5 protein-coding genes are annotated in these 12,870 nt (G+C 68.7%); 2 read left to right on the top strand and 3 right to left on the bottom strand.

What is annotated here, in order from left to right:
- Window positions 1-19 precede the first annotated feature (19 nt).
- From ABGB14_RS11605 to ABGB14_RS11595, 3 genes are all read right to left on the bottom strand, one after another.
- Entirely contained in the window at window positions 20-595 is a 576-nt protein-coding gene (locus tag ABGB14_RS11605) for a hypothetical protein (protein WP_347643602.1), read from the bottom strand.
- A 197-nt stretch (window positions 596-792) separates the two neighbouring features.
- The gene (locus tag ABGB14_RS11600) at window positions 793-2,142 is read right to left on the bottom strand and encodes a hypothetical protein (protein WP_347643601.1); all 1,350 of its coding nucleotides are present in this window, start codon (window positions 2,140-2,142) and stop codon (window positions 793-795) included.
- The gene (locus ABGB14_RS11595; RefSeq protein WP_347643600.1) at window positions 2,139-3,116 is read right to left on the bottom strand and encodes a hypothetical protein; all 978 of its coding nucleotides are present in this window, start codon (window positions 3,114-3,116) and stop codon (window positions 2,139-2,141) included. Before ABGB14_RS11595 ends, ABGB14_RS11600 begins: the two co-directional genes overlap by 4 nt.
- Window positions 3,117-3,397: 281 nt before the next feature.
- Here ABGB14_RS11595 and ABGB14_RS11590 point away from each other — a divergent pair, with 281 nt between their 5' ends.
- Both ABGB14_RS11590 and ABGB14_RS11585 read left to right on the top strand, forming a co-directional pair.
- Complete coding sequence (locus tag ABGB14_RS11590) at window positions 3,398-6,649, top strand: LamG-like jellyroll fold domain-containing protein (RefSeq protein WP_347643599.1); 3,252 nt, start codon at window positions 3,398-3,400, stop codon at window positions 6,647-6,649.
- 32 nt (window positions 6,650-6,681) lie between these two features.
- Complete coding sequence (locus tag ABGB14_RS11585) at window positions 6,682-12,864, top strand: RHS repeat-associated core domain-containing protein (RefSeq protein WP_347643598.1); 6,183 nt, start codon at window positions 6,682-6,684, stop codon at window positions 12,862-12,864.
- The last annotated feature ends 6 nt before the right edge of the window (window positions 12,865-12,870 follow it).

The raw sequence follows: 12,870 nt of genomic DNA, 5'->3' as shown, positions 1-12,870 counted from the left end.
GGGAAGGTGGCCCGCTACCTCAGTCGGCGCTCTTGAACTGGTAGAACACCCACCCGTCGAGCTCCCAGCCGGGCTCCTTGGCCAGAATGCTCTCCTTGTGCTCGTCGATCGCCAACCGCCAGCGACTGTTGCTCGACAGGCGCCAGACCTTCACCTCGCCCCCGGCCTTCCGGTTGGCGGGTGCGTAGCCGAGCGTGCCGTCGTAGTGGTAGTTGCCCGTGGCGACCAGCCGATCGCGTTCCGTCTCGGTGGTCGAGACGATGTAGGAGGTCGTCTTCTTCCAACGCAGCCGGTAGAGAGGCTTGCTGCCGGCGAACGGCGTGCTCGCGATGTAGTACATCGGGGTCTTCGTGAGGCGCCAGCCGTACTGGAGGGCTGTCCGCTTCTCCCGCTCGTTGGCCGTGTAGAAGAAGCCGCCCGTCTTGGTGACGAACTCGTAGACCTTGACACGCGGTGCCGCCGTGCTCGACGTGGACTCGCTCCCCGCCGTGGAGGCCGACGCCTGGACGGCGGTGCCGGCGGACAGCGTGGCGCTCACGGCCAGCACGAGTCCGAGAACCGCCGAACGGCGCGACCACGCGGTTGATGATGTCATGTGCAGGTATGCCTCTCGATGTGAATTGTGATGCGTTCCGGCGGCAGGAAGCCAGGCCCGCCAGTCGCGTAGGTCGCACGAGTCTCTGCCATCGGAGGGCAGAGTGACCAGGTCAAGGGCGGGGCTTTTGGCGGGCATTGCGGATGTACCCCTCGAAAGCCCGGCCGGCCGGCGCGGAGGCCTGGGCCCGCCGGTTGTCAGGTCGTGCGGCGGGTGCGGTAGAGCTCCGCCTGGCCCGGTGCGAGGCTCACGCTGAACGTGCGTCCCCCGTCCCGGAGGGGCACCGGAACGTACTCCCTCACGTGTGGAATGGAGGAAGGGCTGAACACCTCCGCGGAGCTCACCTCCGGCTTGAGCGTGAACGACACGTCGGTGGTCGTGGTGTACGAGCGGTTCACCGCGAAGATCCAGCTCTGCCCGTCGTCAGTCGGCCGCTCGTACTCGCCCAGCACCATCGGCGACGACGACACCGCACTCAGCACCCGGGAACGTGCGGCGGAGAACGGCTCGGCACCGAGCGGCTGGGAGGGCCCCGTGTGGAAGACCTGCTTGCTCTGCAGGTGCTTGAGCTGCCGCCCCACCGGCTGCAGAAACGTCCGGTTGAACGTGCTCGCCGCGTCATAGAGCGGCGTCTGGCAGCCCGCCTTGTCGATCAGAGCCGTTCCGAACTCGAAGTCAGGTCTCGCGGTCGGTGTCCAGTACGTGAAGTACTTGACCCCCTTGCAGCCGTACGCGAGCCCCATGTTGATCTGCCAGGCCAGCTCGGCCGGGGTGGGCCGCTTCATGACGCCGTGGTCGACCGAGCAGACGTAGACCCACGTCGGCAGGCCGGCCCTGTTTCCGGCCTCCCGGATCAGCTTGTGGTTGAGAAAGAACGTCTGCCTGAAGGTGCCGTCCTTCAGCAACGGATAGTGGTCGAACGACACGAACGACGGCGCGATCTGCTCGACGTACCGCTCGAGATACGTCTCGTACGCCCGGTCCCAGGCCGGGTTGTACACCGGCACGAGGTTGAGGTGGCTCAGCTTGCTGGGAGCGGCCTCGGCCAGCACATCGGTGATCATGCGATAGCGCGGATAGGTGACGGGGTTGGGCTCGTCCACGATCCGGAAGCCGGCGAACGCGTTGTACTGCTGATACTCCTCCAGCACCGCACGGATCCGGTCCGCATAGCCTGGCGTGGGCACCGCGCTGCTGATGCGCTGATCGACGGCCAGCACGCGAAGGCCATGCCGGTCGGCGACCTCCAGCAGCCTGACGTTGGCGTTCTTGTTGTAGACGTCGTTGCCGCCGAGAACGAGGTTGAACCCGGCGGAGGCGATCTCGTCATAGCGCTCGTCGTTGATCTGCCGCCGCGGCGGCGGCCAGTAGAAGCCGATGGGGAACACGTCATCGGCCAGCAGGTCGGGGACGGCCGCCTGGGGCAGGATCGCGCCGACCTGAGCCGCCGAGGCGGGTGCGGCTGACAACGCGGGCGGGAGCGCCGCGGCGCCGGCGACACCGGCGGTCAGGCGGAGCAGGTCGCGGCGGGTCAGGTGCTCGGTCATCGGTTGCTCCAGGAGGCACTCGCCGGACCTGAGGTGAACGTCTGGTCACCGGTGGAGACCCATGACGTCCAGGTGCCGTTCGCCGGGACCCGGTGCCGCTCCCAGATGCGCCCGTCCGTGCCGAGCGCGAACACGTTCAGCGTGCCAGGCGCGTGCGAGACCGCGGCCGGCACGTCGGTGAAGGTCTCGCCGCCGCTGAACTGGGTCCAGCCGCCCCACCCGACCCCGAAGTCGTAGGTGTTGTGCCACACCTTCCGGTCGTCGCGGCCCACGACGAACAGCGCGAGATGCGTCGGCCCCCACGACACCGTCGCCGGGCCCGCCAGCGCCGCGAGAGTCCCGATCGGCGCCCACTCGGTCCACCCGCCCTCCGGCTTCAGGTGGATGTCGTAGATCCGATCCTGCGCGCCCTTGACGAACACGTGCAGGCGGTTGACGTCGTACGCGACCGCCGCCGGTGCGGAGCCGAAGGTCCGGTCGCCGGGTAACGCGTTCCAGCCGGTCCAGCCTGGACCGCCGAAGCGATAGGTGTTCTGGCGGACCTTGCCTTCGGTGTCCAGCGCGAACATGGCGAAGTGATCGGTCCCCCACGATGTGGGCGAGGGCGCTGAGCTGAACAATCCGGTGCCGGGCTCGGTCCAGCCGCTCCACCCGTTCAACAGCATGGGAGGCCCGCCGTTCGTGAACGACCGGTCGTAGATCTTGCCGTCGCGGCCGAGTATTCCCAGGTGCAGGATGCCGGAGTTGTGAGTGCCCACACCGACGCCCGCGGCGAGATCCCCGCGCAGGCTCTCCCAGCCGGTCCAGACGCCGGGTTTCCACCAGCGGTGGTAGAGCTGATTGTCCGGGCCGCGGGCGAAAACGTCCAACGTCGGCTCGGCGTTGGTGCGCGTCGGCGGCGCGGCAACCGGTGGCCCCGGGTCGAAATCAATGTCGGCCGGATTTCGGCATTCGGCGAGCGGCGTCACGGTCATATGCGACTCCTTGGCTATTGAACGGCAATGAACGATCGTCCCCCATCAATGGCACTGCTGCCAGGCCAGAAAGAGGGCATATAAAGGACATTAATCGGGCACTTTTGAGCAAAAGGAACAAAACTCTGGACCGAACACTCGGGCGAGAGTGAGAATTCGCTGGGCGATTCAGAAGATCGTCAATGCCCGGCCGATCCGTTCGGCATGAAACCACGCTCACTCTCCCACTCCATCCCGGCGAGGCCAAAGTGCGGGTTGTACGTCTTTCAAGTGCGGCGGCGATGGCGCTTTCCATCGTGATCATCCCCCCGAATCCGGTCGTCCAGGCGGTCACGCCACCGGCGGCACCCAAGTCCGCGCAGACGATCTCCTACGACCAGACGATCTCCCCTGAGCGGGCCGCGGCCGCCCAGGCGCGGCGCGAGAACCGGCAGGTCGAGGTCAAGTCGATGACGAACGAGACCCGCCAGGTCTTCGCCCAGCCCGACGGCACCTCCACGATGGAGGTGCACGTCCGCCCGGTACGCGTGCGCAAGGACGACCGCTGGGTCCCCGTGGACACCACGTTGCGCCTGCGTCCCGACGGCGCGGTCGAGCCCGTGGCCGCCGCCGTCGGCCTGACGTTCTCCGGCGGAGGGTCGGCCCCCCTCGCCCACCTGTCCCGCGGCGCCAAGTCGTTGGAGCTGGGCTGGAGCGGCGGGCTGCCCAAGCCCGCGCTGCAGGGCGACACCGCCACCTACGCCGAGGTCATGCCGGGTGTGGACCTCCAGGTCACCGCCGACGTGGACGGCTTCTCCCACCTCCTGGTGGTCAAGTCGAGAGCCGCCGCCGCGAAGCTGACCGAGCTGGAATTCCCGCTCGCCGCCGAGGGCCTGACGCTGACGTCGGACAAGGCGGGCAACCTGAAGGCCGTCGACGAGGGCAAGGGCACGATCTTCATCGCGCCCACCCCGAAGATGTGGGACTCCAAGGGGATGACGAGCCCGCAGGCGCTCAAGGAAGGGCGCTCCCCCGAGGCGCGCGAGGCCACCATGGGCGTGGAGCTGGCCGGCGGGCGACTGCGGCTCAAGCCGGACCGCGAGATGATGACGGATCCGCAGACCGAGTTCCCCGTCTACCTGGACCCGTCCTATACCGCCGCCCGCGGCTCCTGGACCGCGGTCTGGAGCAACCATCCGAAGAGCAATTACCTGAATTCCAGCGACATCGCGAGGGTGGGCTATGTCGAGGGACAGAAGAACCGCTCGTTCTTCAACATCAACTCGGGCACGACCATCCACGGCAAGCACGTCATCAAGGCGACACTGCGCGCGTTCGAGACGTGGTCGTACTCGTGCGGGAAAAGGGCTGTCGAGGCGTGGGGAACCGGCAATGTCAATGCGAGCACCACATGGCTCAACCAGCCGCCGTGGACCCGGAAACTCGACACGGTGAGCGTGGCCAAGGGCTACGGCACGGGAGAGTGCGCGCCGGGCGGAGTGGAGTTCGACGTCACCTCGTGGTTCGCCGACGCCGCCCGTCTGAAATGGGTGCACCCCACCGTCGCCCTTAAGTCTCCCAACGAGGTGGATCCCTATTACTGGAAGAAGTTCAGAAACAACCCGGTCGTCGTCATCGACTACAACTCCTACCCCGCCGCCCCCGTGGCCGCCGACGTGTGGTCGGATCCGGGCGGCCCGTGCGTCTCGGGTGACGACCGCCCGATCATCAGCACCCCCGCGCCCAAGTTGTGGGCGAAGCTGAAGGACGACGACAACTCGGTCCAAGGCCGTTTCGAGTGGTACGACGCCGCCGGGGTGAAGGCCGGCGAGTACGTCACCCCGCTCGGCTCCTCCGGCACGGCCTTCTCCGCCACGATCCCGCGGACCCGGTACGCCGACGGCGAGCTGATCCGCTGGCGCGTGCGGGCCGAGGACGGCATCGCCACCAGCGAGTGGAGCCCCTGGTGCGAGGCCACCGTGGACGCCACCGCCCCCGGCCGCGAGCCCACGGTGTCCTCGCCCCAGTTCGCGGAGAACGCGTGGAGCGATGGGGTCGGCATGGCCGGCACGTTCGCGTTCGGGCCGAACGGCGTGGCCGACGTGTCCGCCTACGTCTGGGGCCTGGACTCCACGCCCACGACGGTGGCCACGCCCGGACCGGACGGCACTGCCACCGTCACGCTGACGCCGCACCACGAAGGCCCGAACGTGCTGGCCGTACGCAGCAAGGACCGCGCGGGCCAGCTCGGACCCATCCGTACCTACGTCTTCATGGTCAACCCGGGCAAACGTGCGAGCGGCCACTGGCGGATGGACGAGGGCCAGGGCACCGTGACCGCCGACGCCACCGGCGCCCACCCGGCCACGCTGCACGGCGCCACCTGGACGCCCGGTAAGACCGGCACGGGCCTCAAGCTGGCCGGCGCCTACGCGCAGACCTCCGGCCCCGTCATCGACACCAGCCGCAACTTCGCCGTCACCGCCTGGGCCCGCCTGACCGGCAACGCCGCCTCCGCCACGGCCGTCACCCAGGAAGGCGGCAGGACGGGCGCGTTCGCCCTGCAGTACACCAAGGCCGAGGACCGCTGGGCGCTGGCCATGACCGGTTCCGACACCGACGCGGCGCCGATCCGTGCCCTGTCCACCGCCGCGCCCAGACTGAACGAGTGGACGCACCTCGCCGGCGTCTACGACGGAGCAGCCCGCCAGATCTCGCTCTACGTGAACGGCCGGCTGCAGTCCACCGCCGACGTCCCACCCTCCTGGAACGCCACGGGCCCGCTGACGATCGGCCGCGGGAAGAACGGCGGGGTGCCTTCCGACCACTGGTCCGGAGACCTCGACGAGGTGCGGGTCTACGGCCGTGTCATCTTCGCCGCTGAAGTCGCCGAACTGGTCACCAGCGCCGTCACCCTGGTGGGCCACTGGAAGCTGGACGAGGAGTCCGGCAGGTCGGCCGCCGACTCCTCGGGACGAGCCACCGCGCTGGGCCTGGACGGGATCTCCACCTGGACGCCCGGCTGGCTGGACGGGGCCCTGGCGTTCGATGGCTTCAGCGGCCAGGCCCACGCCGCCGCGCCCGCGGTCAACACCGCTACCAGCTTCACCGTCGCCGCATGGACCCAGCTCGACTATCTGCCCTCCCGCGACAAGGCGTTCGTGTCGCAGCCGGGCGACAGAGCCGCCGGGTTCCAGCTCGGATTCGACAAGGAGCATACGCGGTGGGCCTTCGCCATGGCCCCCACCGACACCGACACCGCCGTGCCCGTCGGGGCCCGTTCCGGCCCCGTCCCCAACTCGATGGAGTGGACCCACATCACCGGCGTGTACGACGCGCTGGCCGGTGAGCTGCGCATCTATGTCAACGGGCGCCTGTCCACCGGCACCGTCACCAAGCACGTGAGCGCCTGGAACGCCACTGGCCTGCTGCACTTGGGACGCACCAAGGCGGCGGGTGGGTTCACCGGCTACTGGCCGGGGACCGTGGACGACGTCCGCACCTATGACGGCGTTCTGACCGACGAGCAGATCATCCAACTCGCCGCCCAATAGTCCCGACCAGCATTTCCGAGAGAAGAAGGCTCATGGAATCATGGGATGAGTTAGAGCTGCCCGAATCCCGCTGGAATGGTTTCCAGCGATCCGACGCCCCCGACGAACCCGACATTCCCTCTCCCTCCTGGAACCGCTCCTGGAAGGTCAAGCCCGAGTCTCCCTGGCCGCGCAGGCTGGCGGGCGTCCTGTCGATCGTCCTGATCGTGCCTCTGGTGAACGCCATGCCGGCGTACGCCGCACCCCGCGAGGCCCCGGCCACGCAGCAGGAAGTACCGGTCACGGGCAAGAAGGTCCCGGTGCGCCCGCCGCTGGCGGATCCGGTGCAGAAGCACGCGTGGAAGGCGCCACCCGGCGTGGCCTGGCCCAAACCGCAGAAGGTGGAGCTGGGCACGGCGAGCACGCCGCCTGAGGGCTTCCCGGTACGGCTGGCCCCGGAGCGGGCCTCGAAGGCGGCGGCCGAGCCGGTGGGCGTCGAGCTACTGGAGACCGACCGTCTCGGCCTGGCGATGCGGGTCTCACCAGGGCAGGAAGCCACGAAGACGCGGAAGACCCGGCTGGAGATCGACTACTCCGGTTTCCGTTACGCCTATGGCGGTGACTACGGCGCCCGCCTGCGCTTGGTCAAGGTGCGGGATTGCGCGCTCAAGGACGCCACCCTCGCGAACTGCCCGCAGCCGGAGCCGGTCTCGTCCAGCAACGACGCCGGGAAGGGCACGCTGACCGCCGAGGTCGAGACGGGTGCGGTCTATGCGTTGGCCGCGGCTCCCTCGGGTCAGTCCGGCGACCACTCGGCCACCTCTCTCGCGCCGTCGTCGGCGTGGAGCGTCGGCACGCAGACCGGCGACTTCTCTTGGAGCTACGACATGCGTACGCCGCCCGCGCTGGGCGGCGAGGAGCCGGAGCTCTCCCTCGCCTACTCCTCGCAGAGCGTGGACGGCCGTACCGCCTCCACCAACAACCAGGCGTCCTGGGCCGGTGACGGCTTCGAGCTGAACCCCAGCGGCTACATCGAGCGCCGCTTCAAGTCGTGCATGATCGACGGCAAGAAGACCGGCGACCTGTGCTGGGACCAGGACAACGCCACGATGTCGCTGGGCAACTCCTCCGTCGAGCTGGTCAAGGACGCCACCACCAAGCAGTGGCGGCCCAAGCGCGACGACGGCACCCGGATCGAGGCACTCACCGGCGCCGCCAACGGCGACAACAACGGTGAGCACTGGCGGGTCACCGCACTGGACGGCACGCAGTACACCTTCGGCCTGAACCGGCTGCCCGGCTGGACGACCGGCAAGCCGGAAACGAAGTCGGTGCAGAACGTGCCGGTGTTCGGCAACAACAGCGGGGAGCCCTGCTACTCCAGTACTCCGGCCAACGCGTGGTGCCAGCAGGCGTACCGGTGGAACCTGGACTACGCGGTGGACACGCACGGCAACGCCACCACGTACTGGTACACGCAGGAGAAGAACTACTACGGCCGTAACATGAAGCCCGAGCTGGGCACCGTGTACGACCGGGCCGCGTACCTCAACCGGATCGACTACGGCTACCTGTCCAGCGAGCTGTTCACCAAGTCGCCCGCCGCGCAGGTGGTCTTCGACGTGGCCGAGCGCTGCCTGCCCAGCGGCACCGTGACCTGCGCACCCGACCAGTTGAAGAAGGAGACCGCCAGCCACTGGCCGGACGTTCCGTTCGACCAGATCTGCAACTCGGGCGTGAAGTGCACCGACCGGCTGGCGCCGACGTTCTTCAGCCGCAAGCGGCTGACCAAGGTCAGCAGTCAGATTCTCAAGACGGCCGGCGGTTACGGCCCGGTGGACTCCTGGGAGCTGACCCATCAGTTCCCCGCCCCAGGTGACGGCCTCAGCCCGGCGCTGTGGCTGGCGTCCATCCAGCAGACCGGTCACGTGGGCGGCACGATCGCACTGCCCAAGACCACGTTCGCCGGCGTCCAGTTGGCCAACCGGGTGGACGCGAAAGAGGGCCGCGCCCCGCTGTACAAGTGGCGTGTGCAATCCGTCCGCGAAGGGTCCGGCGGCGAGTTGCGGGTCAAGTACCAGACCGCCGAGTGCAAGCCCGATGCGCTGCCCGTCGCCGACGACAACGCCAAGCTGTGCTTCCCGCAGCGCTGGTCACCGCCGGACGAGGAAGAGGTCAGCGACTGGTTCCACAAGTACGTGGTGGCCCAGACGCTGCAGGTGGACCTCGTCGCCGGCTCGCCCAACGTGGAGACCAACTATGAGTACCTGGAGGGCGCGGCCTGGCACTACGCCGACAACATCCTGGTCAAGCCGGAGCACCGCACGTGGGCGGACTTCCGCGGCTTCGGCCGGGTCCGGGTGCGCGAGGGCGACGGCCAGGACACCAAGCGCACGCTGACCGAGTTCCGTTACTTCCGCGGCATGCACGGCGACAGGAAGGCCGACGGCTCCAAGCGCAGCGCGCAGGTCGAGGACTCCGAGGGCGTCAAGCTGGACGACCTCGACCAGTACTCCGGCTTCGAGCGGGAGGAGATCCTCTTCGACGGCGACGGCGGGTCCATCGTGACCGCCACCGCCGAGAAGCCGTGGTCGGTCAAGACGGCCGAGTCCACGCAGGGCGGCGTGACCAAGGCCGCACACATCGTCGAGGCCGACTCCATGGTCACCCGGACCGCCCTGGCGGGCGGCAAGTGGCGGCGCACCGGCGAGAACCGCCTGTACGACAGCGCGGGCATGCTCACCTGGGTCGAGGAGAAGGGCGACCTCGCCTCGACCGATGACGACCAGTGCACCCACATGTTCTACGCCCGCAACGACACGGCCTGGATGCTCGACTACCCCAGCCGCATCCAGAAGGTCGCGGCGAACTGCGGCACCGCGGTCTCCACGCTGGCCGCCGGCGAGATCATCTCCGACGAGAAGGTGCAGTACGACGGTCAACCGGTCGGCGAGGCGCCCCGCAAGGGCGACGTGACCGCCGTGCAGCAGGTCGTCTCCGGTGACGGGCAGACGATCACCGACAGCACGCACACGTACGACGTCTACGGCCGCGAGACCAGCAAGTCCGATGCGGTCAGCACCACGTCCACGATCGCCTACAGCCCGGCCACGGGCGCCCTGGCGACCGAGGTCACCGAGACCAATCACCTCGGCCACCGCCTGCGCACGATCCTGGAGCCGGCGTGGGGTGAGCCCATCGCCCAGATCGACGCGAACAACCGCCGCGTCGACATGGAGCACGACGCCCTGGGCCGCCTGGTCAAAGTCTGGCAGCCGGACCGCAGCAAGGCGGCCGACCAGTCGCCCAGCACGGAGTACTCCTACACCGTGCGGTCCGACGGACCCAGCGTGGTCACCACCAAGACGCTGCTCACCGACACGACCTACATCACCAGCCACGAGCTGTACGACGGCCTGATGCGCGAGCGCCAGACTCAGGAGCCCGCGCCCAGGGACGAGCAGACCCAGGACCCAGCCCTGCGCGACGGCCGTACGATCACCGACACCTTCTACAACTCCCAGGGCGAGCAGTTCAAGCAGAACACCGGCTACTTCGCCGCCGGAGCCCCCTCCACCGAGCTGCTGCCGAAGCCGGCCGACACCGACGTTCCCACCCAGGTGGAGTCCTTCTTCGACGGCACCGGTGAGGTGGCGTCCCAGGCGCTCACATCAAAGGGAGTGAAGAAGCTCGAGGTCTCGGTCAAGCGGGAGGGCGACCGGATCCACGTGACCCCGCCCGCCGGCGGCACGGCGACCACCCGCATCGGCGACGCGCAGGACCGGCTGATCGAACTGCGCCAGTACAAGGGCGCGACGCCGACCGGCGAGTACGACTCCACCAAGTACACCTATGACCCCGCGGGCCGCCTGGCCACGGTGACCGACCCGGCCGGGAACGTCTGGCGCCACCACTACGACCTGCGCGGACGGGAGATAAAGACCGAGGACCCGGACAGGGGCGTCACGACCACCACGTACAACGACGCCGACGAGGTCGTCTCCACCACCGACGCGCGGGGCAAGACGCTCTGGTACGGCTACGACGCCCTCGGGCGCAAGACGCAGCTACGCGACGGGGCGGAGACCGGCACGCTGCTGGCCGAGTGGAAGTACGACGCGCTGGCCAAGGGGCACATGAACGCCAGCATCCGGTACGCGGGCGGGCAGGCATACAAGGCGGAGATCAACGCCGTCGACGCCGACTACCGCGCACTCCGCCAGACGGTGACCATCCCGGCACGGGAGGGCAAGCTGGCGGGCTCCTACCTGCTCAACACCCGCTACACGCTCGATGACCAGGTGCAGTCCGTGAGCTTCCCGGCCGCGGGCGGGCTGGCCGAGGAGCAGGTCGCCTACAGCTACGACGCGCTCGGCCAGCCGACCAAGGTCGCCGGCCTGTCGGCGTACGTCAGCGCGGCCCGCTACTCCAAGCTCGGTGAGACCCTCCAGTACGAGCTGGGCGAGGGCGACAGGAAGACCTGGCTCACCTACACCCACGACGAGGGCACCCGCCGCCTGACCGGTGTGCGCCTGGACCGGGCAGGTGCCACCGCCAGCGATCTGGACCTCCGTTACAGCTACGACGAGGTCGGCAACATCACCAAGATCGCCGACAGGGCGAGCGGCCAGGACACGCAGTGCTTCAAGCACGACCACCTGCGCCGCCTGACCTCGGCGTGGACGGCCACCGACGACTGCGCCAGCGGCACCCCGCAGTCGGACAAGATCGGCGGCGTGGCCCCGTACGCGGTCAGCTACGCCTACGACGTCACCGGCAACCGGACCAAGGAGACCAAGCACGCCTGGGGCGGCGGAAGCGAACAAGTACGGAACTACGCCTATCCGGCGGCGGGCGGCAAGCAGCCGCACGCGCTGCAGAGCGTCGGCGCGGACCTGTTCGCCTACGACGCGGCGGGCAACACGACCAGGCGCAAGGTCGGCACGTCCGACCAGAGCCTGGTGTGGGACGCCGAGGGCAATCTGGAGTCGGTGACCGAGGCCGGAAAGACGACCTCGTTCCTCTACAGCGCCGATGGCGACCGCCTGCTCCGCAGGACGCCGACCGACGCCACCCTCTACATCGACGACATGGAGTTGCGCTTCGACTACGCCAAGGACGTCGTCGAGCAGACCCGCTACTACACCATCGACAACCAGCCCATCGCGGTGCGCGCCCCGGACAACCAGGTGTACTTCCTGGCCAACGACCACCAGGGCACCGCACAGGCCGCGGTGAACGCCGGCACGGGTGACGTGGCGATACGGAGGCAGACACCGTTCGGCGAGGATCGCGGCGCCCCACCGCCGTGGTGGCCCGGCCAGCTCGGCTTCGTCGGCGGCACCCAGGACACCGAGATCGGCCTCGTCCACCTCGGCGCCCGCGAGTACGACCCCAAGCTCGGCCGCTTCATCTCGGTCGACCCGATCATCGACGAGAGCGATCCGCAGCAGCTCAACGCCTACGCCTACGCCAACAACAGCCCGGTCAGCGCGAGCGACCCCGACGGCCAGCTCGTCTGGTTCATCGTGGGCGCCGTGGTCAGGGTCGGGGCCCGCTGGGTCGCCAAGAGGATAGCCAACGCCGCCGCCAGGCGGGCCAAGGCCCGCCAAGAGGCGCAGCGGCGGGCGGCCGCCGAGCGAGCGAGGCTCCGCAGGGCCGCTGAAGCCAGAAGAAGGGCGTTGGAAGCGGCCGCCAAGAGGGCTCGCGCGACGGCGCGGCGGCGCGCCATCGCGGACGCCATCAAGAAGGCGGTGGCGAACGCGTACAAGGCGGCCGCTGCGCGGGCCAGGCGGCGGGCCGCCCAGCCCAGGGCAATCGCCAAGGGGCGACCCGCGGTCCGGCCGGCACCCAGCAGGCGAGCCGGCAAACCTCCGGTCCGCGCCCGTCGAGAACCCCCAGCAAAACGCCCGACCAGCCACCGCGCAAAACATCGGCCGTCACCGCCAAAGGCCCAACGCCAACCCGTGACCCAGCCACAGCCGGGGCGTCAGCCACTCAGCATCATCATCAACGGCCGCCGCGTCACCGAAGGCCAGCGAACTCCCTCATGGGCTGGCATACAAGGTAAGAATCCGAGCCTCCACATCGCGAAGGAACTGGGGAAGGACGAGGCCGAGGGACTGGGTTACCGGGCTTATACCGTCGTGAACGCCATCGACGACGTGCGCCAGAACGAGGGGCGGATCTCGATCTTCGTCGAGTTCATCAAGGACCTATTCGGCCTCAACGGCTGATCATCG

The sequence above is a fragment of the Nonomuraea sp. B10E15 genome (assembly GCF_039871615.1).
GTDB lineage: Bacteria > Actinomycetota > Actinomycetes > Streptosporangiales > Streptosporangiaceae > Nonomuraea.
Note: the sequence above shows the minus strand (reverse complement) of the source record. Positions and strands in the feature narration are given on the sequence as shown.

Excerpts from the sequence above, each read along its gene's own strand:
- ABGB14_RS11585 (WP_347643598.1), top strand. The coding sequence starts at position 6,682 with ATGGAATCATGGGATGAGTTAGAGCTGCCCGAATCCCGCTGGAATGGT.
- ABGB14_RS11605 (WP_347643602.1), bottom strand. The coding sequence starts at position 595 with ATGACATCATCAACCGCGTGGTCGCGCCGTTCGGCGGTTCTCGGACTC.
- ABGB14_RS11595 (WP_347643600.1), bottom strand. The coding sequence starts at position 3,116 with ATGACCGTGACGCCGCTCGCCGAATGCCGAAATCCGGCCGACATTGAT.
- ABGB14_RS11590 (WP_347643599.1), top strand. The coding sequence starts at position 3,398 with ATGGCGCTTTCCATCGTGATCATCCCCCCGAATCCGGTCGTCCAGGCG.
- ABGB14_RS11600 (WP_347643601.1), bottom strand. The coding sequence starts at position 2,142 with ATGACCGAGCACCTGACCCGCCGCGACCTGCTCCGCCTGACCGCCGGT.